The sequence below is a fragment of the Kitasatospora sp. NPDC093102 genome (assembly GCF_040683915.1).
Classification (GTDB): Bacteria; Actinomycetota; Actinomycetes; order Streptomycetales; family Streptomycetaceae; genus Kitasatospora.
Map to the genome: position 1 here is coordinate 104,792 of NZ_JBFBFA010000005.1, position 19,797 is coordinate 124,588.

The window sequence follows — 19,797 nt, forward strand, 5'->3', positions numbered from 1 at the left end:
ATCTTCCTGCGCCTCGCCGGATCTGTCCTCATGGCTTCTCGGGACGTGAGGGCCCCTGGTGGAGGTGATCGGACGGACACTCGCCAGGGCCGGGGTCTCCCGGGAATCCGGTGAAAGCGTCGATCAGGGTTTGAAGGTGCGAGGCAGCGCATCCGCGATGAGGATTGACACGTGAGGGCGATGGCGCCCCATGTCCGGGTGCTCGGCGACCCTCGCTCCGATCCGTGGCAGGAGAGTTTCACGATGACTGCGACGAGAGATGCAGCCCAGTCCGCGCGCCCCGAGCGGCCAGGCAGGTCGGACGGGGTCTGCAGCGAGTTCACCGTCTTCACCGAGATCAAGCCGGGCCATGCGGATGCGTTGCGCGAGGATCTCGCCGCGATGGCCGACACGGCGGCTGCCGAGAGGACTCACGCGGCGGTGCGCCAGATCGGCACCCTGCATGACGCACGACATGTGATCTTCGACAACGACACCCGGTTCATGTTCGCCAGCGTCTTCGACGGCTCCTGGGACACCTACATCGACGATTTCGCCAAGACGGTGGTCGGGGACCGCTTCGACAAGGTCTTCTCGCACAGCGAAGGGTTCCCCGGTGTCAAGGATCCCGGGGTGAAGGACTGGTTCGTCGCCCACCAGGAGCCCGCCGGGGTGTTCGTCAGCGCCTATCCCGACCTGACCGTTCAGCAGATCTACAAGGACCAGCGCGTGGACGACGCGTTCCAGGAAGTACTGGACACCCCCGAGTTCCGGGCGGCGCTGGAGAACCCGGCCAACGCGGAGTTGATGGCCACGCCTGCCTTCCAGAAGCTGTTGGAGGAAGCCTCGGCCTAGAGCCCGGGCGCAACCAACCCTCAGAGCCGGCCCACCGTCGGTGGAGCGCGTCGGCTGGTGAGGGTCGCCATTGCGGGGATGTCCGGACAGAGACCGATGCGGAGGCACAAGCGATCATGAATTCGGCGGACAGCAGCAGCGCGGCCGGTACGAGCGTCGAGATCGATATCGATGACGTCCAGAGCGGGGCCCTGCGTCCACGCCCCGTGCCGTATCAGGGAAAGTACGTCTTCCTGCGCGTCGATGACCGGCACGCCGGACGCGCCCTGCTGCGACGGCTGCTCCCGGTGACCTCGGGTGGCCTGCCCAGCGCGGAACAGCGCCGGGATGCCTGGGTCGCCGTGGCCTTCACCTACCAGGGGCTGAGGGCCCTGGGGGTGCCACAGGAGTCGCTGGACAGCTTTCCGCAGGCGTTCCGTGAGGGCATGGCCGCTCGGGCGGAGCTGATCGGCGACGTGGGCGACAGCGCGCCGGCCCACTGGGAGGCACCGTTCGGAACGGGCGATGTCCACATCGCGTTGAGTGCCCTCTCCTCCGAGGCGGCGCAGCTGGACAAGGAGCTGGAGCGGGCCCGTGTCGCCTACGAGGACACGCCCGGTGTCCAGGTGATCTGGCAGCAGGAGGTCCGCCAGCTTCCGACCGGCCGCACCACCTTCGGGTTCCGTGACGGCATCAGCCATCCGAACATCGAGGGTGTCGGACTGCCCGGCTCCAACCCGCAGGAAGTCCCGATCAAGGCCGGCGAGTTCATCCTCGGCTACCCGGACGAAACCGGCAGTCTGCCGCCCATGCCCAGCCCCGATGTGCTGGGGCGCAACGGCACCTACGCGGCCGTGCGCAAGGTCCACACCAACGTGGCGGCCTGGCGCCGGTACCTCCGCGCGAACAGCTCCAGCGCCGAGGAAGAGGCCCTCCTGGCGGCGAAGATGGTCGGGCGCTGGCCGAGCGGGGCGCCGCTGACGCTGACGCCGGAGCACGACGATCCGGAGCTGGCGGCCGATCCGCACCGCGTCAACAACTTCCTGTACCGGGAGAACGACGACCGGGGGTACCGGTGCCCCGCCGGTGCGCACATCCGGCGTACCAACCCCCGCGATGCCACCATCATCGGTGACGCCCGGATGCACCGCCTCATCCGCCGCGGCACCACCTACGGCCCGCCGCTCCCGGAGGGCGTGCTGGAGGACGACGGCGCCGACCGCGGCCTGGTCGGAGTCTTCCTCGGGGCCCATCTGGAGCGGCAGTTCGAGTTCATCAAGGCCGAATGGGTCAACGACGGAAACTTCATCGGCTACCCCGGCGAGAAGGACCCGGTGGCCGGGCACCACGGCGGAACGGGCAGCGTCACCATCCCGGAGAAGCCGGTCCGGCGTCGTCTGCAGAACCTTCCCAGCTTCGTGGTCACCCGCGGTGGTGAGTACTGCTTCGTGCCGGGACTGCGCGCTTTGCGCTGGCTCGCGGAACTGGAGGGCTGAGGGCGATTCGGCGATTCCAGGCTCCCGAGGTGCAATCACGGTCTCCGAGAGGAGAGGGCGAAAGTCATGGCAGCGCAGTTCGTCCGCTACACACCGGACATCGAAGACGACGATCCGCACTTCGACGAGAACCTGCGGACGGTGATCGAAAGGACCGAGCACTACATCGCCGGGTCGGCCGAGGCCGGCGGCACCGGACGGGCCCTTCGCGACGCCCATGCCAAGGGCTACGGGCTGGTCCGAGGGGAAGTGGAGATCCTGGACGGGCTGCCCCCCGAGTACGCGCAGGGCATCTACGCGACCCCGGGAACCCACGACGCGCTCATCCGTTTCTCCAACGGCTCGCCCCACGCCGGAGCCGACGCACGACTGGGCGCCGCCACCGGACTGGCACTGAAGATGTTCGACATCCCGGGCCCGACCCTGTTGGAGGACGAACCGGACACGGGCACCTTCGACTACGCCAACATCAACGGACCGGTCTTCTTCTGCAACACGGTCGAGCACTACCTGTTCATCCAGGAACTGTTCCTGGACGCACCGGCCTACTTCTCCCAGGGCCGACCCGGAGCACATCGTTTCTTCACCGAGTTCGTGACCGGAAAGGGGACACTGGACCAGGACAACTGGGCGTGGGACGAGTTCCTGGCCTTCCTGCGTCTGTCCAGGATCCCTCGGGCGAACGTACTGCTGTCGAGCTACTGGACGATGGGCGCGGTCCGGCACGGGGACTACGTCGCCAAGGTACGGATCACCCCCGACCCGTCCTCCGCCGCCGCGGTGGTCCGGCGCGACATCGACCCGACCTCGGCGGCGGAGGTCTTCCGACCGGCCCTACAGGCCGAACTGCAGGAGCGGCCCTACGCCTTCGACATCCAGGTCCAGCTCTGCACCGACCTTGAGCGCATGCCGGTGGAGGACACCACCGTGGAGTGGCCCGAGAAGCTCTCGCCGTCCGTCACCGTCGCCAGGCTGCGCCTGCCGCAGCAGGACATCTCAGGCCCGGAGAACCTGGAGAAAATGGACTCACTGTCCTTCACGCCCTGGCGGGTCACCGCCGAGCACGCACCCCTGGGCAACATCATGCGGGCCCGCAAAGAGGTCTACCGGCACTCCTCCATCGTGCGCCACAGACTCAACCAGCAGCCGCGCACGGAGCCCCGAAGTGCTGACGAGGTGCTCGGCCCGGCGCGCCCGCCGGAGTTCCGGGACCGCTGACCGTCCACACCGTGCGTCGTCCCTCGCCCGGGACGGCGCGCCGTCCATCTGATCAACGCCCCCGACGAAACCGGCCAGCCGGCGTCACCTAGGCTTCGCAGGAGCCCATTTGCGCGAAGCCGATCAACGACAGGGACGACCATGCAACTGCCGGATGAGGTCCATGCCGAGATCAGGGACCTGTGTCAGGAGGGTGATGCCCTCGCCGGGATGGGAGAGTTCGTCGAGGCCGGGCAGCGCTATGTCGAAGCCCTGCGGTTGCTGCCGGGCGACCCCCGTGGATGGGCGGCCTCGACCTGGATCTACGTCGCGATCGGGGACGTGCACTTCCGGCGCGGTGTTCACGACAGGGCGTACAAGTGTTTCCACAACGCCCTTCAGTGCCCCGAAGGGCTCGGCAATCCGTACATCCACCTTCGATTGGGCCAGACCACCTTCGAGCTGGGCGACCACGATCAGGCCGCGGATGAGCTGATCAGGGCCTACATGGGCGGCGGACCCGAAATCTTCGAAGAGGACGACCCCAAGTATCTCAAGTTCCTGCGGACCCGCGCGGACCTGAACCACGCCGGCAACGCAGGCTCCTGACGGCTCACCCCTGGCGAGTTGCCGGGAGCGAGCACGGCGTCATCACGGCCCGGCGGGCGGGCAGCCCCGAAGAAATTGCCATTCTGGAAATCTTGCCGTGGCGGCAACGTTGGCCCTATGCTGCTTGCATGGCACCTGAAGGCGAGGCCCGTACGACCGGACAGCCCGGACTCCGCGAGCGCAAGAAGCGGGAGACGCGGGTCGCGCTGAGTCAGGCGGCGATCCGGCTCTGCGTCCTGCGTGGCTGGGACAACGTGACGGTCGATCAGATCGCCGCCGAGGCCAACGTCTCGGTTCGTACCTTCCGCAACTACTTCGCCGGCAAGGCCGAGGCGATCGCCGCCAGTCACCTGGAGCGGATGCTCCGAGTCGCCGACGACCTGCTCGCCCGCCCGGCCGGCGAAGGACTGTGGGACTCGCTGCTCCACGCCGTCCTGGGACAGTTCGTACCGCCGGACAACTCCGCTTCGCAGAACGAGCGTTGGCGTGAGGGGGTGCGGCTGATGCTGACCGAACCCGCGCTGTCCGGTGAGATCGTCAAGGCCAACGCCGCCGCCCAGCAGGAGTTGGCCAAGGCCATTGCGCAGCGTACCGGGACCGACATCGAACGCGACGTCTACCCGGAGCTGGTCGCGGCCGTGGTCGCGGCCGGCAGCGCAGTGGCCGTCGAGCGCAGCCTGCGCGCCGACGATCCCGTGCAGCTCGGCGCGGTGCTGGCCCAGGTCTTCGAGCAGCTCGCGGCCGGCCTGCCCGTCCCGTAGCGCAGAGCGGCGACCAACCCGCTTCCGGTGCCACCCTTTCCCGTTCGCGCCAAGGAGACGTGACCGTGACAGCCGACGTGATCATCGTGGGAGGCGGCCCCAACGGGCTGATGCTGGCCTGCGAACTGAGTCTGGCCGGCATCCGCCCGATCGTGCTGGAGCAGCTCCCGCAGCCCAGCACCGAACCCAAGGCCAACGGCCTGCTGGGCCAGGTGGTGCGGCTGGTCGACCACCGCGGCCTGTACGAGCCGCTCAGCGGCAGTCCGGAGCCTCCGCAGCCGAACTCCGCGTACTTCATGTTCGCTGCCATGGGCCTCGACCTCGGCCTGCTGGACGCCAGTCCGGGCTGAGTAGCAAGCGGAGCCCGTCACCGGGCGGCTCGCTGTCGACCGGGGCGGTGAGCCGGTGCCGAGCCGGGTCCGGATCACCGGGCGCCGGAGCCGTCTGCACCGGAGCGGCCAAGGAGACGGCGTGTCCGGAGCGGACTTCCGCAGCGGCGGTGAGCACCTGCTGCGGGGTGATCGTGTCCAGGGCGCCGCGCTCCGGTCCACCGGCACGTGCGGCCTCCAGGTGGCCGTACAGGAGGCGGAAGTCCGCGGCGCTCAGAGTGGGCGGGTCGCCGGATCCTGTCCGGTGAGCCATGAGACCGGTACCTCGTGCTCCGGCCCGCCGCCGTGCTGCCGGCGGCGGTCGAGGGCGTCGTCGAGGGTGGAGGCGGCCATGATGAGTGAGAGGTGGGTGAAGGCCTGGGGGAAGTTGCCCAGTTGGGAACCGTCCGGGCCGATCTCCTCCGCGAACAGGCCGACGTGGTTGGCGTAGGTGTGCATCTTCTCGAAGGTGTACCGGGCCTGGTCGAGCCGACCGGTCCGGGCGAGCGCGTCGACGTACAGGAAGGTGCACAGACTGAAGGTGCCTTCCGAGCCGCGCAGGCCGTCTGGTGAGGCGGCCGGGTCGTAGCGGTAGACGAGGCTGTCGGAGACCAGCTTGCGGTCGATGGCGTCCAGGGTGGACAGCCAGCCCGGGCCGAGCGCCGGCAGGAAGCCCACCCGGGGGATGAGCAGCAGGGAGGCGTCGAGCACGTCGCCGTCGTAGTGCTGCACCAGGGCCTGCTCGGCCTTGCTCCAGCCGCGCTCCATGACCTGGGCGAGGATGGCGTCGCGGGCCGCGGTCCAGCGTTGGACGTCGGCCGGGCGACGCCATTCGTCGGCCAGGCGCAGCCCGCTGTCAAAGGCGGCCCAGCACATCACCCGGCTGTAGGTGAAGTCCTGGCGTCCGCCACGGGTCTCCCAGATGCCTTCGTCCGGGCGGTCCCAGGAGTCGGCGAGCCAGTCGAGGGTCCGGGCGAGTGCCGTCCATCCTTCGTAGCCCACGTGCATGCCCAACTGACGGCTCTCTGCCAGGGCGTAGAGGGCCTCCCCGTAGATGTCCAGCTGCAGCTGGTCGGCGGCGGCGTTGCCGGCTCGCACGGGGGAGGAACCGCGGTAGCCCTCGAAGTGGTCGAGGATCTCCTCGGTCAGCCGGGGGTCGCCGTCGACCCGGTACATGGTCTGCAGGGGCTCACTGCCGGGGCCGTCCTGCTCGTGCAGCCGGTGGCTGAGCCAGCGAACGAACGCGACCGCCTCCTCGACGAAGCCGAGGTCGACGAGGGCTCGCACGGACAGCGCGCCGTCCCGGATCCAGGTGTAGCGGTAGTCCCAGTTGCGCTCGCCGCCGACCTGCTCGGGCAGGCCCATGGTCGCCGCCGCGACGGGGGCGCCGGTGGGGGCGTAGGTGAGCAGTTTCAGGGTGATGGCGGAGCGGTGCACCATGCCCGGCCACCGGCCGCGGTACCGGGAGCTGACCAGCCAGCGGTGCCAGAAGCCGACCATCCCCCAGAGCTCGCGGGCGAGCTCGTCCGCGGTCGGCTGCGGCGGAGCGGGGCCGCCTGCGTGGCAGACGGTGAACAGTGTTCCGGCGACCTGCCCCTCGCGCAGCGTCACCTCGCCGCGGACGTCCCGGCCGTCGCGCTGCAACGGGAAGGTGCTGCGCAGGTGGGCGGTGAGCTGGGGGCTGTGGAAGGCTGCCCCGTCGGCTCCCAGGTCGAGGGTGTGCTCGGCGCGGGCGTAGTCGAAGCGCGGCCGGCATTCGAGGGTGAAGCGCACGGTGCCGCGTACTGCCCGGGCGACCCGGACGAGGGTGTGCCGGTCGGTGGCCCGGCTTGAGGGGTCGGGGACCATCCCGTCGATGATCTCCCCGACCCCGTCGGGTGACATGAATCGGGTCACCAGCAGCGCGCTGCCCGGGTAGTAGAGCTGGCGCCACGTACCCTCACCGCTGTCTTCGGGCGCAAGCCGGAACCGGCCACCGCGATCATGGTCGAGCAACGCGGCGAAGACGCTCGGCGAGTCGAACCGCGGGGCCGCGAACCAGTCGACGACGCCGTGGTCCGAGACCAGAGCGGCCGTCTGCAGGTCCCCGACCAGTCCATGGTCGGCAATGGGAGGGTAGCGTTCCATATCTCCAATATGTGACCCTTTTGGGCTAATCGCACACCGAGAACGGTGCCGAGACGAGTACTCGGAGTCACCTCTTGGGCGTGGTCCGTATTTCTGGCGGGGGCGCGGCTCGCCGCGAGCCCCGGCGCAACCACCGTACGGGCGCGCTCCGCGTGCGAGGTCTGCCGCCGCACCCCAGGGTGGGGTTCATGAGCCTGGACCACCGCGCACGCGGTGCTGTTCCAGTCCTCTGCGGCCACCGGCGTGCGCCAGGTCGGGTTACTGGGTGCTCCCGGGAGCCGCTTGCCTCCCGGGGCGGTCCCGGGCGGCGGACAGAGACGGAGACCCACTCGTGGCAACCACCGCCGGCGAAACCCGGCCACTCGCTGCCGTGCCGCTGCTGAAGGGGCAGAAAGCGCTGGTGACCGGCGCGAACTCCGGCATCGGCAAGGCCACCGCCATTGCTCTGGGCCGGTTCGGCGCCGATGTCGTGGTCAACTACGTCGCCGGCAAGGAGGCCGCCGAGGAGGTCGTTCGGGAGATCCAGAGCTTCGGGGTGCGCGCTTACGCCCACGAAGCAGACGTCTCCCAGGAGGACCAGGTCGTCGCGATGATCGCGCGCGTGGTCGAAGAGTTCGGCACCGTCGACATCATGGTGGCCAACGCCGGGTTGCAGCGGGACGCGCCGGTCACCGGCATGACCCTGGCGCAGTGGCACAAGGTGCTGGACGTCAATCTGACGGGGCAGTTCCTGTGCGCCCGCGAAGCGGCCAAGGAGTTCATGCGCCGTGGCGTCGTCCCCGAGGTGTCCTGCGCGGCAGGGAAGATCATCTGCATGAGCTCGGTCCACCAGATCATCCCCTGGGCCGGGCATGTGAACTACGCGGCTTCCAAGGGCGGCGTGCTGATGATGATGCAGACCCTGGCCCAGGAGCTCGCACCCCACCGGATCAGGGTCAACGCGGTGGCGCCCGGCGCGATCCGCACCCCCATCAACCGCAGCGCCTGGGAAACCCCCGAAGCCGAGGAAGCCCTGCTGCGGCTGATCCCCTACCGGCGGGTGGGCGACCCGGAGGACATCGCCAACGCCGTCGCGGTCCTGGCCTCGGACTTCATGGACTACGTGGTGGGCAGCACCCTGTACGTGGACGGCGGCATGACACTCTTCCCCGGCTTCGCCACCGGCGGCTGACCACGGCGCATGTGGAGAACCTGCCGGCGCAGACCCCGGCCCGGTACCTGCCCGGGCGGGAACTGGCTGATGGCTCCCACCCTCGCCGCCCACATCACCCTGATGCCGCTCGCGGTGGCACTGCCTGAGCACACATCTGCACGCAGCTATTCGGAGTGACGAGGTCCTCATGAGCCGACCTGAGGGTCAACCAGACAGAAGGGGCAGGGCGGAGGAGGCGCGCGCGGAAAGTGGTGCGGCATCGGGTTCCGACCCTCTCGGCGCCCCCGATCCCCTCGAGAACGAGCTCAGCCCTGCCGAGGACCGCGTCGTCGTCGCGGAGTGGTCGCGGCGTATCCCCCCGATCAGAGCGCGGATCCCGGAAGTGCGCATCGGCAAGCGCTGGTACAGCACCGCCTGGCTGATCCCGATCAGTGTCGCGGGGCTGATCGTCTGGATCGCGGTGTGTCAGCAGTTGCGTACCTATTCGGCGGTGCAGAGCTGGCTCGCCAGTCATCCCGGGACGGGTGACTTCCAGCCGCCGGTCACCAGCGGGTTCCCGTTGTGGCTGCGCATCCTGCACTTCCTGAACCTGCTGTTCATGCTGTTCATCATCCGGGCCGGGATCCAGATCCTGGCCGACCATCCACGACTGCAAACAGACGCCGGGTGCATGCCCGGCCGGGAGCGACTGCGGCTGCGCGGCCCGGTGCCGCCCGACCGGATGGCGCAGGAACCGCCAGAGCGTGCGTGGACGGCCAAGGACGACGCGGTCACCCTCCCTCGCTGGCTCGGCCTACCGGGGATCCGGCACTCGATCGGCCTCGCCCGCTGGTGGCACTTCAGCTGCGATTTCCTGTGGATCCTTACCGGCGTGACGTTCTACGTGCTGCTGTTCACCACGGGGCAGTGGGCGCGGCTGGTACCGGTGAGCTGGAGCGTCTTCCCCAATGCCATCTCGACTGCCATCCAGTACGGGTCGCTGGACTTCCCCGCGAACAAGGGCTGGACGCAGTACAACGGCATGCAGATCATCGCCTACTTCGTCGTGGTCTTCATCGCCGGGCCACTGGCGCTCATCACCGGCCTGCTGCAGGCGCCGGCCATCGCCGCCAGGTTCGGGCTGGGCTGGGGCCGGATCAACCGTCAGACGGCCCGCATCGTCCATTTCATGGTGCTCGTGACTTTTGTCGGGTTCATCTTCATCCACACCGTCATGGTCTGGATCACCGGGCTGCTCAAGAACCTCAACCACATCACCATCGGCATGAACACCGCCTCCTGGACCGGATGGTGGCTGTACGTCATCTGGATGGCCATCGTGGTGGCCGTCTGGTGGGGCGCATCACCGCTCACGCTGCGCTATCCGCGGGTGGTGCAGAAGACCGGCAGGTTCCTCATCGGCTGGGCGAAGGCGCTGCTGGAGAATGCGGATCCGCGCGCAACCTATCCCGAAAAGGCGATCTCGCCGTTCTTCTGGCCCAACGGCACGCTGCCGGACAGTCAGGAATACGCAGACGTGCGGGACAACGGCTTCCGCGACTACAGTCTGCGCGTCGACGGACTCGTGGACAACCCCGTCACCCTGTCCTACGAGCAGCTGAAGGCGATGCCCAAACAAGAGCAGACCACCCAGCACTACTGCATCCAGGGCTGGTCAGGCGTCGCCAAGTGGGGCGGCGTGCCGATGCGGGAGATCCTCAAGCTGGTACAACCATCGCCGAAGGCGCGTTTTGCGGTGTTCTACTCCCTCGCCTCCGGTGCCGAGGGCGGGGTCTACTACGACGCTCACAAGATCGAGCACATGCAGCACCACCTGACCATCCTCGCCTACGAGATGAACGGTGAACCGCTCAATGAGCTACACGGTGCTCCGCTCCGGCTGCGTAACGAGCTTGAGCTGGGTTTCAAGCAGGTCAAGTGGATCCGGGCCATCGAGTTCGTCGAGAGCTTCTCCCACCTCGGCGCGGGGCAGGGCGGCTACAACGAGGACCATGAGTTCTACGGCTACCGAATGCCTATCTGACAGCCCATCGCCAGGATTGCCCGCCGCCCCTGCGGCGCGCTCCGGCGAGGACGGCATCGCGTCGGGAGCAGTGCCATGCCGGCGAACGTGACCTGTCGCAGAACCCATGAGGAAAGGACGTCCGGGGACGACAGCCGGAGCCTGGCGACCCGATTCCGGCCTCGCCGAACGCTGGCGGAGGCGAACCGCGCCGAAGGGCTGCACGACGTCGCCCCCGCTGTGCGACCGTGCTGCCGGCACGCCCGCGAGCCGCGCCGCCTCAACGAGTTCCGCCGTCATTGTCGGTGCGAAGGGGGGCGGTCCGGTCGCCCTGGGGCAGTGCGCTCGCAGCGCGAATTCGCCGCCCATGACTGTCCGACACCGCTCAGCGCGACCCGGGGTGCTGATCACAGCCGGCTCGCCGTCCTCGCCGAATGGACGGTCGGCGCCCGGGTCAGGTCCACGGGCGGAGTTTGAACGGCCTTGGTTACGCCCGCCCTCCGCCCGCAGCGCCGCCTCCGGCGAGCCGTGCGCACAGCTGTGCGAAACCTGGATCCCGGGGCGTTTGCGTTCGTGATGGCAACCGTCATCGTGTCCAGTGCGCTCGACCGCGACGGCACCAGCGGCGCCTCGGCAGCACTGCTGGTGATCGGCCTGAGCGGATACGGGGTCCTGCTGCTCGGCAACGGCTGGCGCCTGCTGCGCTGGCGACGACGGCTGCTCGCGGATGCGGTCGGGCCGCGCGGGTTCGCGTTCCTCAGCGCGGCCGCGGCCTCCGACATCCTGGCCGACCGCTTGGCGGCCGACGGGCATCGGGTGGCGGCTGCCGTGCTGCTGACGGTCGGAGTACTGGGCTGGCTGCTGCTGGGTTACGGAATCCCGCTCGCGCTGGTCGCAGCCGTCCGACGCCATCCCTCGCTGGACCAGGTGAACGGCACCTGGTTCCTCTGGGTGGTCGCTACCCAGTCGGTCGCCGTCGCAGCGGTCGCGCTCGATGGGCTGACGCCCGCAGCCCATGGCTTCCTGCCCGAGCTCGCCTCGGTGTGCTGGGCTATCGGGCTGATTCAGTACCTTCTGCTGGCCCCGCTGGTCCTGTCCCGGATGCTCGTGCGGCCGATGGCACCGGAGGAGCTGATTCCCGCCTACTGGGTGTTCATGGGCGCCGGCGCCATCAGCGTGCTGGCGGGTGCTGCTCTGTTGCAACTGCCGGCGGCCGAGCGCCTGCTGCCGGCTGAGGTCACCTCCGCGCTCTGCCTCGTGCTCTGGTCCTTCGCCACCTGGTTCATCCCGTTGCTGATCGCACTCGGTGTCTGGCGATACCTGGCCCGGCATGTTCCGCTGCGCTTCGCGTCGAGTCTGTGGAGCATGGTTTTCCCCGTCGGCATGTACGGAGTCGCGACCCGGCAGTTGGGAAACGCAATCGAGGTCTCCTGGCTCACCACGCTCGGGACGGGCGAGACATGGCTGGCAGCAGCATTGTGGGCCGTGGTGTTCCTGGCCATGCTCGCCGCACTGACACGCAGTCTCTGCCACACCGAAACGGCGCCATGAGCAGCGCTCGGATCACCCAAGGTGTGGCGCGGCGAGCTCACCGTCTGCCTGTTACGCCCGGGCCGGGCATGCTCGTCCCACACCACACCGAGGACTGGCGCGACACCGAAGATTGCCGTGCCGTGCCGTGCCGGACCGGACCGCGCGGCGAGGCGCGGCAGTGGGCGTGGTGCTTCGGCCATGACGCCTGCGGCGCGGTCGCCGCCACCCGCGCGATGCCACCTGGGCGGGCGACCCGGATGGCGGGCCACGGTGTCTCGCTGAACGATGGGGATCGGCGATGCCCGGGAGGAGAAACCCCATGCGAACCACCGAGGCGGCGGCGGAACGGGTGTTGAAGACGCCGCGCACGGCGGCGGTGGCGGGGATTCTCTGCGCGTTGATCCTGGCTACCGTCATCGTCCTGGTCCGCCAGCTACCCGCCGACGCGGTCAAGGGCGCCGCCTGGCTCGCGAGCCCCTCCCATCGGGCCGCCCTGACCGCAGCGCTGGAGCTGGTGCCGTTCGCCGGCGTCTTCTTCCTGTGGTTCATGGGCACCATGCGGGACTATGTCGGGGTGGCGGAGGACAGGTTCTTCGCCGCGATCTTCCTGGGCAGCGGGCTGCTGTTCGTCGCGATGCTCTTCGTGCTCGCCTCGGTGGCCAGCGGTCTGGCGGCTACGGCCGATTCTGCCCATGCCGCCACCGAGCCCCAGTTCTGGTACTTCGGGCAGCACCTGGCCCTCGCCCTGGTCAGCGTCTACATCACCCGCATGGCCGCCGTCTTCACCCTCTCCACCACGACGATCGGGCAGCGCCTCGGCATCTTTCCCCGCTGGCTGTGCTGGCTGGGCTTCCTCAGCGGGCTCTTCCTGCTGTTCGCCGCCCGCAGCATCCCGTGGTCCGAGTTGGTGTTCCCGGCCTGGATCCTGGCCGTCAGCGGCCACATCCTACTGGTCAGGCTCCGCCGCCGGCCGACCTGAGCGCCACCGGGAGCGTGGCCGACCGCTGGTGCGCCCCGGGCCCGCCACTTCCCGGGAGCGCGCCGAGCCGCCTGCGGCGCCGGCGCGGGACTGTCCCGGACCGGGAAGGAAGACCGTACTCGGAGCGAGTTGCCCCCCTGCGCGGGAGGGAGTGTCGACGCGGAACCTGATAGCAGGTCGCCGCCTCCACTGTGCCGACCGGTCAATCAAAGCCACCCGGTTCCGCACAGCTCTTCTGGGAACAGCGCCGTGCGGCCCCCAGGGCCGGACAGGGGCCGAAGCCGGAAATCACCGTCCGGTTCCGCCTGCCCGAGGCCTTGGAGATCGGCTGCTTTGGCCTTGTGTCGTCGTCCTGGACGTTGATCGAGGACGTTGAGGCTGTGCGGGCAGCGCCGAGTGGGGGCGGCCGGCCGACGACGGCTTGCCTGGGTGTGGATCCACCGGTGCTCACTGCATCGGAGGGTGTGGAAGGCACCGGCCCGACGCCCGACGCTCCGTCTACTGGACACCATTCCGTGACCACCGCTTGTCATCGAGAAGCCCCCGGCCGATGGCGCGGGGGCCGGGACGGTGGGTGGCTACGCGAGCCGGCTGGGGACCTCGAGGTCCTCACTGAGGTAGTAGATGGCGCACACGCGGTGGTAGCCGTCGGCGATGATGAGCGGCTGGCCGCGCACCAGCAGGACTGGGGAGAGCTTCTTGCCTTGCCGCACCTTGTCGATGTTCTCGGCGACGTGCACGTTCTCCTTCGGCAGCAGCGGCAGGCCCGACGCCCGAAGGATGTCCTTCGCCTTCTTCACCGTGGTGGGCGTGCTCTTGAGCCTCTCCACGGCTTGCTGGGCGGCTTCGGGCTCCAGCACCAGTTCCAGATAGTCCAGGGCCGCCGGGAAGTCATGGTTCTCGGGGTCTGTCTTCCAGGATGGTGAGGGCATCTCGTCTCCCTTGGTTGGGGCTGGTTCTTGCCTATTCCCCGGTCGACAGCGCCTTTATCACGTCAGGTCAGCGGACATGGCGCTGGTCTGGCGTCAGGCCGTGGTGGTGGGCGAGGCCGCCGAGCTGGGACGGTGGCCACCGTGTGGATGCGGCCGCACCGTCCGGTGGGGTGGGTGGGTCCACGGTAGCCGTGGTCGTCCCCCGGACAGGTAGAGGATGAGAGCAGCGTGGGAGGCCGGGAACATCGGCAGCGGCAGCGCGCCGGCCGGGGCTCGACCGGCTTCTTCCTTCGGTGGGCTGGTATGTCAGGTCCGGGTGCCGTTCTGCGCGTCTCGGGCGGCGACCGAGCGGAGGTGCTCTTCGAAGAACCGGCGGGGGTCGCCGCCCATCCGGGCGAGCATCACCAGGGCGGACACGGCTACGTCGCAGGTCTCCTTGCGCACGTCGTCCCAGTCGTGCGAGTGGCCTTTGCGGGGGTTGGCGCCGAGCGCCCCGATGACGGCCTCGGCGACCTCTCCGGCCTCCTCCTGGAGTTTGAGGGCCTGTACGGCCCAGCGCTGCTCGTCGTTGCGATCGAAGTGTGAATCGAGCCTTGTCGCAAGGGAGTTGACGATATTCCAGGTTTCTTCCATGGGGGAGGATCCTGCCTCTGTTCGAATGGGTCGATCAAGCCGGGCGGTTCCCGGCGAGCCTGGGTCTTTTCGATGTGCCGCAGGCGCGGTGCCCGGTCGGCGGGGAGGCAGTCGATTCCTGAAGCCGCGCTGTCATGAGGGGCCGTCCGGGTGTCTCGGGCGCGGCGGGAACAGCAGGAACACATCCTCTGGAAAGGATCGAAGGCCCCGTCAGGGCCGCTGGAAGACGACCTCCGGGTACGCCGCCGACGGGCGGTCGAGCAACTGCTGCTGGATGCCCTTCAGTTGCAGGTCGAAGAAGGCGCCGACGTAGGCCCGGGTGATCTTCTCGGCGCGCAGTGGGGCGAGAGTCGTTTCGGGGTCGGGCAGGCCCGCGCGAGCCCCGATGAGCGGACCGTCGGTGAAGCTCCCGTGGTCGGAGCCGGTCACGGACAGCCAGCGCTTCCAGCCGTCCATTCGCGCCCAGGCCTCGTTCCAACTGGTGTCCGAGCCAGAGGGGTTGTGAACGGACTGGGTGCCGAGTATCAGGAAGGGCCGTCCGCCCAGCCCGCCGACGGGGAACGGGTCGAAGAACTTGCCGTCCATGTTGACCCCGGCGCGGATCCGCTGGTCGGCGGCCATCGCACTGGCTGCGGAGTTGCCGCCGATGGAGTGCCCGGTCATGCCGATCCGGTCCCGGTCGATCATGCGGGCGTACGGCCAGGCCGCGCCGAGACCGCCGCCATCCGCGCCTTGCGCTCCGCCGCCCGCCGCATTGTCCGCGCTGGCAGCGCGCTCGGCCGGGGCGAGGACGGCGGCGCCACCGCCATGGTCCTGTCCACCCTCATCCTGGCCACCCTGGCCACCCTGGCCGCCGCCCGCCGGCACTCCGCCCGCGGCCATGCCCAGCAGGCCGCCGCCACTCCGATGCCACGATGCGCGGGGCAGGCCGCGCACTTCCCGTAGCCGAACGCCGACGCCACGACACCACCATCCGTACCATCCTCGGCGACGACCGGCAGCCGTCAGGACCGGACCGCGACCACGATGTCCTGGCCGCGGTCCTCGCCGAAGCCGAGCAGGCCGGCCACGACCCGAGGGCCCTCCTGGAAGAGGCCACCTTCTGGCGCGAACTCGGCACCGCCCGCAACCGCGACGACGTCCTGGTCTGGCGCATCCGCCGCATCGCCGACCTACCCGTCAACCCTGCACTGTCGCACACGACTCCGACCACCATCGCCTGGACCAGCCCGAAGCCGCGACGAACCACACCACGCACCGCCCCACCTGGATCGGCCCAGCCCACGACCGGCCAACGCCGTCCGTCTTCCCGCCGCTGATTCCCAAAGCTCGGTGGGCATCGCCCCGAGTCCGGGGCTCGGATCAGGTGAGCGGTCCGGCGGAGCGCGGTGTCGCGGCGGCGGACGGGAGGATCGACGGCGGGGGAGCTGACGGGCGGCCGCCGCAGGTGCCCGTGGAGTACAGGTCGTTGGAGGTCCGCTGCATCGCGGCGTGGTCGGACAGGTCGTACCGGTTGATCGAGGTGGCGAACTGTCGCTTGCCGGTGACCTCGCCGACCATCAGGGTGTTGTAGCCGGGGATGCCGCCGTCGTGTCCCCAGAACTCGCCGCAGGGCGTGGTCATCCGCTGGAGTCCGAGGCCGTACCCGACGGTCTCGCCCGGGCCGCTGGTGTTCTTCATCTCGGCGAGTTCGGCCGGGCCGAGCAGTTGCCCGCCGAGCAGGGCGGAGATGAAGCGGGTGAGGTCCGCGGTGGTGGAGATGCCCGCCCCGGCGGCGGATGCCATCGACGGGTTGAGCAGCGTCACGTCGGCGGGGCCGGTGGGGAGCTTGTAGTAGCCGTGCGCGTGCGGGCCGGGGATGAAGAGCGAGTCGATGGGCATCGAGGTGCCCGTCAGGCCCAGCGGTCGGATGATGCGGCGGTCCACCTCCTGTGCCCAACTGCGGCCGGTGAGGCGCTCGATGATCATGCTGACGAGCACGTAGTTGGTGTTGGAGTAGTGCCAGCCCTGTCCGGGGGCGAAGTACGGCGGGTACTTGTTGGCGATGTCCACGAGCTGCTGCGGTCGGTAGGACGTCCAGCGCCCACCCGCCAGCCACTGCCGCAGCGTCGCTTCGTTGCCGGCGTCGAACGCCGGGTCCTCGGTGAAGTCATGGATGCCGCTGGTGTGGTTGAGCAGTTGGCGCACGGTGATGCCGGCGCCGTTCGGAACCGCGCCCGGCAGGCGGCTCTCGACGGAGTCGTCGAGGCCGAGCCGGTGTTCCACGACCAGCTGGAGGACCACCGTCGCGACGAAGGTCTTGGTGACACTGCCGATCCGGAACCGGCCGTCCGGATCGGCGGGGGCGCCGGTGGCCAGGTCGGCCACGCCGGCCGCACCCTTCCAGACCGTGGAGCCGTTTTCCCGGACACGGGCCAGCGTTGCCGATGCGCCACCCTTCCGCACCATGGCCCGGACCGCCGCGTCCAGGGCCGCCCCGTCCGCCTTCCGCGCCTCGCCCGCCGCCACCCGGTAGGGCGTCGCAGGGGCGTCCGTCGCGCCGGCTGCCGGAGCCAAGGTGGCCAGCAGGCCCGCGCCGGCGAGCACGACGACCGCCGACCGCCTGGCCGGGCCCCGCCACCGCCGACCCTTCGACCCGATCCTCCCAGGCCTCGGATCTGCTGTCCCGCCTACCATGCTGTCCTCCCGAAACCGACCGACGAATTTCAACGTCCTTTGTTGTAAAGAGAGTTGATATGATGTCAGATTGCCGAGATGCGAGGAGTCCACCCCGGGTCCGGAGCATGTCCGCCCCGGGTCCCATCTTCCCGCCCGTAGAACTCCACCTCAGGTCGAAGGCCGCCCCTGATGGATCCCTGAGGCCTCGGCTGATCGAGTGAACAGCGACGTGGGACGTCAAACTCATGCCTCGCCGGTCGGGGAGGGCGGGAAGAAGCCGGGCCGGCCTCCGCCCGGGCCCGTGAATCGGTACGTCGTGGCGGAGGAGAGCACGCTGCTCGGTGGATCGCCGTTCTCGATGACGATGGCCTGGCCCGGGAAGGTCAGCATGTCCTGGTTGAAGTGGTCGACGACGTTCGAGGTGATGTCGACGTCTTCGCCGACCGGTTTCCGGTAGGTGACCACGGGGGAGTCGAGGACGACGAACCCGGGATGGGGCAGGCCCTCCCTGAGGCAGTACCGGGCGAGGGCGGTGGTGAACGCCGAGCGTAGGGCCGAGCGCACGCCCTGGCCGCGTCCGGCCCGGGGTCGACTGCCGGCCCGGACGTCCATGCCGTACTCGGTGCGTCTTCAATCGGAAGCTCTGCGGTTCAGAGAAGGACATCTGTCGGTCCGTCAGCGGTAGGCTAACTTCCCCATGTCGCTGCTCTTTTCCCGAAGGGAACCGATGGACGCGGAACTGCTCACCCTGGCCAACACGGCAGGGACGACCCTGGTGACCCTGCTGGCCACGGATGCGTGGACTCGGGCAAAGTCGTCCGTCGGGTCGCTGTGGCGGCGAGCCCGCCCGGAAGCGGTCGAGATGATCGAGGCCGATCTCGTCGAAACCCGCGAGGAGTTGCTGGCTGCCCGGGCCGCCGGGGACGACACCGTGGAAGGGGAGCTCGTCGCAGACTGGCAACGCAGGCTTCGACGCCTGCTGGCAGCCGATCCCGGCCTCGCGGCCGAACTCCGCCGCCTGCTGCAGGAGGAACTGGTCCCGGCGCCTCCCGCCGCCAGCCAGACGTGGACCGGTTCCGTCACCATGAGCAGCACAGTCTCCGGCCGCGGCAAGAACTTCCAGATCGGCCAGGGCACGTTGAACATCTCCGAGTCATGAGCCCGGACAACCGCTTCGACGGGAATGCGCGCATGACGGCGAGCGCATCCGGAAACGGTCGTGTCTATCAGGTCGCCCAGGGCCAGATGCACATTCACAACTCGCCGAATCCGGCCCAGCACCTGGAGATGATTCCGCTCTCTCAGTCCGTGGACGCGCTGGAGAACATGGACCCGCATGACGCCGCGGTGGCACTCTCGGCCATGAGTCCCGTCGCGGCCTCGAAGCGTCTTCCGAGTATGCGCCAGGGGGCCAAGGTATTCGCCCTGATGAGCGACGAGGCCGTCGCGGCGCAGTTGGCGGTGCTTCCCTTGACTAGCCTGCCCTCACTCGCCACGGACGTGAGACCGGAGAAGCTTGCCGCTGCGCTGCCCAAGATTCGCCCGGCGGATGCAGCTCGCATTGTTTCGCACCTCCCCAGCCCTGGGCGCATTCTGGAGACTGCGCAGAGAGACACAGCTGTTCGGGTGATGATTTCCGCCGGACTGATGTCGGCGTCGGTCTGGCTCGGAGAGATGTCGGTCAACGGGGCGCGAGGAATTCTCTCCGATATGCCCGTGAACCACGCCGCTTCCCTCCTTCACCATCTCGCCCCCTCCAGGGCTGCGGAATTGCTGACCGGCATGGCGAAACCCAAGAGGAATGAGCTCCTGGGGCGCGTTTCGGCACGCCGGGCAGCAATGATCGTGGAAAGCCACCCGAAACAGTCGGCCCAGGATTTCCTCACGCAGCTGCAACCGCAGCGCGCCGCTGCCATTCGCAGAAAAGTTTCGGAGCAGCGGGACTACGAGTTCAAAAAAGCGCTGCACACAATTACGGACGAGAAGGTCGTGGAATACCTTGGGGGAATTTCCGTCAAGCGAGCCGCTCGGATCCTTGAGGAGCTGCCGGCCGATCGACTGCGAGCGCTGCTGCTGAAAGTCCCCAGCCCAAGGAGCAGTGAGATTGTTGCACAGCTTTCCACCGAGCAGGCCCGGAAGGCCATGTCATGGAGCAACCTCACGCTGACATGGTTCCTCCTCAGCGGCTGCGACGAAGCCGTGCGCGAGGCCCTTTACAGAAAGCTCTCCCCATCAACCCAGTGGTCCTGGAGGACGTGGGCCGGGGCACTGATGAAGTTCGACAATCCCTCCCGGCCCTAGCGGCGCCGAGACCTTGGCGGTCCTCTGCACAAAGGAAGTGTCCCGATAGGTTCGCCGTTCCAGTCACAGGTCGGGTTTCGCCGTGCAACATGGCAGCGAAGAGACAGTGTTCCATGCGTGCGCTATTCCCCAGTGGGCCTCCGGGGTGGCGAGCATTCCGGTGCGATCGATGGTTGGTGACCAGGCAGGGCGGCGTCGTTCAGGGGATCTCTGATGTCGGTCTGGTCGAGTGGGG

At 68.7% G+C, this 19,797-nt stretch carries 19 protein-coding genes and 1 pseudogene; 14 read left to right on the plus strand and 6 right to left on the minus strand.

From position 1 onward, the window contains the following. Positions 1-180 precede the first annotated feature (180 nt). The 6 genes and pseudogenes from AB0O11_RS09755 to AB0O11_RS09780 form a co-directional block, all read left to right on the plus strand. Complete coding sequence (locus tag AB0O11_RS09755; RefSeq protein WP_363383998.1) at positions 181-834, plus strand: hypothetical protein; 654 nt, start codon at positions 181-183, stop codon at positions 832-834. Positions 835-1,040: 206 nt separating this feature from the next. After that, complete coding sequence (locus AB0O11_RS09760; RefSeq protein WP_363383716.1) at positions 1,041-2,309, plus strand: Dyp-type peroxidase; 1,269 nt, start codon at positions 1,041-1,043, stop codon at positions 2,307-2,309. Between the two features lie 66 nt (positions 2,310-2,375). Then, positions 2,376-3,527: a catalase family protein gene (locus tag AB0O11_RS09765; RefSeq protein ID WP_363383717.1), complete on the plus strand. Its 1,152-nt coding sequence runs from the start codon at positions 2,376-2,378 to the stop codon at positions 3,525-3,527. Positions 3,528-3,668: 141 nt separating this feature from the next. Then, on the plus strand, positions 3,669-4,115 hold the full coding sequence (locus AB0O11_RS09770; RefSeq protein WP_363383718.1) for a hypothetical protein: 447 nt from the start codon (positions 3,669-3,671) through the stop codon (positions 4,113-4,115). Between the two features lie 128 nt (positions 4,116-4,243). Further along, on the plus strand, positions 4,244-4,876 hold the full coding sequence (locus AB0O11_RS09775) for a TetR family transcriptional regulator (protein WP_363383719.1): 633 nt from the start codon (positions 4,244-4,246) through the stop codon (positions 4,874-4,876). A 65-nt stretch (positions 4,877-4,941) separates the two neighbouring features. Beyond that, positions 4,942-5,214 (plus strand): annotated as a pseudogene (locus tag AB0O11_RS09780) (FAD-dependent monooxygenase); the annotation flags it as partial. A gap of 264 nt (positions 5,215-5,478) precedes the next feature. On the opposite strand, the gene AB0O11_RS09785 reads toward AB0O11_RS09780, so the two are convergent. Then, positions 5,479-7,371, minus strand: coding sequence for a glycoside hydrolase family 15 protein (locus AB0O11_RS09785; protein ID WP_363383721.1), 1,893 nt, complete (start codon positions 7,369-7,371; stop codon positions 5,479-5,481). Positions 7,372-7,702: 331 nt separating this feature from the next. Here AB0O11_RS09785 and AB0O11_RS09790 point away from each other — a divergent pair, with 331 nt between their 5' ends. From AB0O11_RS09790 to AB0O11_RS09805, 4 genes are all read left to right on the plus strand, one after another. Next, positions 7,703-8,542 (plus strand): SDR family oxidoreductase, encoded by an 840-nt coding sequence (locus AB0O11_RS09790; protein ID WP_363383723.1) that lies wholly within the window; start codon positions 7,703-7,705, stop codon positions 8,540-8,542. A 364-nt stretch (positions 8,543-8,906) separates the two neighbouring features. Beyond that, entirely contained in the window at positions 8,907-10,547 is a 1,641-nt protein-coding gene (locus AB0O11_RS09795; protein WP_363383724.1) for a molybdopterin-dependent oxidoreductase, read from the plus strand. Positions 10,548-11,066: 519 nt separating this feature from the next. Then, a complete protein-coding gene (locus AB0O11_RS09800) occupies positions 11,067-12,077 on the plus strand; it encodes a tellurite resistance/C4-dicarboxylate transporter family protein (protein ID WP_363383725.1) in 1,011 nt (336 codons plus the stop codon). 301 nt (positions 12,078-12,378) lie between these two features. Continuing rightward, the gene (locus AB0O11_RS09805; RefSeq protein WP_363383727.1) at positions 12,379-13,038 is read left to right on the plus strand and encodes a hypothetical protein; all 660 of its coding nucleotides are present in this window, start codon (positions 12,379-12,381) and stop codon (positions 13,036-13,038) included. A gap of 578 nt (positions 13,039-13,616) precedes the next feature. Here the strand turns inward: AB0O11_RS09805 and AB0O11_RS09810 are convergent. From AB0O11_RS09810 to AB0O11_RS09820, 3 genes are all read right to left on the minus strand, one after another. Further along, the gene (locus tag AB0O11_RS09810; protein ID WP_363383728.1) at positions 13,617-13,970 is read right to left on the minus strand and encodes a hypothetical protein; all 354 of its coding nucleotides are present in this window, start codon (positions 13,968-13,970) and stop codon (positions 13,617-13,619) included. 306 nt (positions 13,971-14,276) lie between these two features. Then, positions 14,277-14,603, minus strand: a complete 327-nt coding sequence (locus AB0O11_RS09815) for a MazG-like family protein (protein ID WP_363383729.1) — start codon at positions 14,601-14,603, stop codon at positions 14,277-14,279. Between the two features lie 210 nt (positions 14,604-14,813). Continuing rightward, entirely contained in the window at positions 14,814-15,290 is a 477-nt protein-coding gene (locus tag AB0O11_RS09820; protein WP_363383731.1) for a hypothetical protein, read from the minus strand. Positions 15,291-15,335: 45 nt separating this feature from the next. On the opposite strand from AB0O11_RS09820, the gene AB0O11_RS09825 reads away from it, so the two are divergent. Further along, a complete protein-coding gene (locus AB0O11_RS09825; RefSeq protein ID WP_363383732.1) occupies positions 15,336-15,548 on the plus strand; it encodes a hypothetical protein in 213 nt (70 codons plus the stop codon). After that, complete coding sequence (locus AB0O11_RS09830) at positions 15,518-15,922, plus strand: hypothetical protein (RefSeq protein ID WP_363383733.1); 405 nt, start codon at positions 15,518-15,520, stop codon at positions 15,920-15,922. Before AB0O11_RS09825 ends, AB0O11_RS09830 begins: the two co-directional genes overlap by 31 nt. Before the next feature lie 43 nt (positions 15,923-15,965). Here AB0O11_RS09830 and AB0O11_RS09835 read toward each other — a convergent pair whose 3' ends face one another. Together AB0O11_RS09835 and AB0O11_RS09840 are read right to left on the minus strand one after the other, a co-directional pair. Further along, positions 15,966-17,159 carry a serine hydrolase domain-containing protein gene (locus tag AB0O11_RS09835; protein WP_363383734.1) on the minus strand — a complete coding sequence of 398 codons (1,194 nt, stop codon included), beginning with the start codon at positions 17,157-17,159 and terminating at the stop codon, positions 15,966-15,968. A 345-nt stretch (positions 17,160-17,504) separates the two neighbouring features. Then, positions 17,505-17,873, minus strand: a complete 369-nt coding sequence (locus AB0O11_RS09840; RefSeq protein WP_363383736.1) for a hypothetical protein — start codon at positions 17,871-17,873, stop codon at positions 17,505-17,507. A gap of 115 nt (positions 17,874-17,988) precedes the next feature. Between AB0O11_RS09840 and AB0O11_RS09845 the strand changes: the two genes are divergently transcribed. Continuing rightward, entirely contained in the window at positions 17,989-18,420 is a 432-nt protein-coding gene (locus AB0O11_RS09845; protein WP_363383737.1) for a hypothetical protein, read from the plus strand. Continuing rightward, positions 18,417-19,562, plus strand: a complete 1,146-nt coding sequence (locus AB0O11_RS09850) for a hypothetical protein (RefSeq protein ID WP_363383738.1) — start codon at positions 18,417-18,419, stop codon at positions 19,560-19,562. The genes AB0O11_RS09845 and AB0O11_RS09850 overlap by 4 nt, the downstream gene beginning before the upstream one ends. Positions 19,563-19,797: the final 235 nt, after the last annotated feature.

Excerpts from the sequence above, each read along its gene's own strand:
- AB0O11_RS09755 (WP_363383998.1), top strand. The coding sequence starts at position 181 with ATGGCGCCCCATGTCCGGGTGCTCGGCGACCCTCGCTCCGATCCGTGG.
- AB0O11_RS09765 (WP_363383717.1), top strand. The coding sequence starts at position 2,376 with ATGGCAGCGCAGTTCGTCCGCTACACACCGGACATCGAAGACGACGAT.
- AB0O11_RS09770 (WP_363383718.1), top strand. The coding sequence starts at position 3,669 with ATGCAACTGCCGGATGAGGTCCATGCCGAGATCAGGGACCTGTGTCAG.
- AB0O11_RS09775 (WP_363383719.1), top strand. The coding sequence starts at position 4,244 with ATGGCACCTGAAGGCGAGGCCCGTACGACCGGACAGCCCGGACTCCGC.
- AB0O11_RS09785 (WP_363383721.1), bottom strand. The coding sequence starts at position 7,371 with ATGGAACGCTACCCTCCCATTGCCGACCATGGACTGGTCGGGGACCTG.
- AB0O11_RS09805 (WP_363383727.1), top strand. The coding sequence starts at position 12,379 with ATGCGAACCACCGAGGCGGCGGCGGAACGGGTGTTGAAGACGCCGCGC.
- AB0O11_RS09810 (WP_363383728.1), bottom strand. The coding sequence starts at position 13,970 with ATGCCCTCACCATCCTGGAAGACAGACCCCGAGAACCATGACTTCCCG.
- AB0O11_RS09815 (WP_363383729.1), bottom strand. The coding sequence starts at position 14,603 with ATGGAAGAAACCTGGAATATCGTCAACTCCCTTGCGACAAGGCTCGAT.
- AB0O11_RS09820 (WP_363383731.1), bottom strand. The coding sequence starts at position 15,290 with ATGATCGACCGGGACCGGATCGGCATGACCGGGCACTCCATCGGCGGC.
- AB0O11_RS09830 (WP_363383733.1), top strand. The coding sequence starts at position 15,518 with ATGCGCGGGGCAGGCCGCGCACTTCCCGTAGCCGAACGCCGACGCCAC.
- AB0O11_RS09840 (WP_363383736.1), bottom strand. The coding sequence starts at position 17,873 with ATGGACGTCCGGGCCGGCAGTCGACCCCGGGCCGGACGCGGCCAGGGC.
- AB0O11_RS09845 (WP_363383737.1), top strand. The coding sequence starts at position 17,989 with ATGGACGCGGAACTGCTCACCCTGGCCAACACGGCAGGGACGACCCTG.
- AB0O11_RS09850 (WP_363383738.1), top strand. The coding sequence starts at position 18,417 with ATGAGCCCGGACAACCGCTTCGACGGGAATGCGCGCATGACGGCGAGC.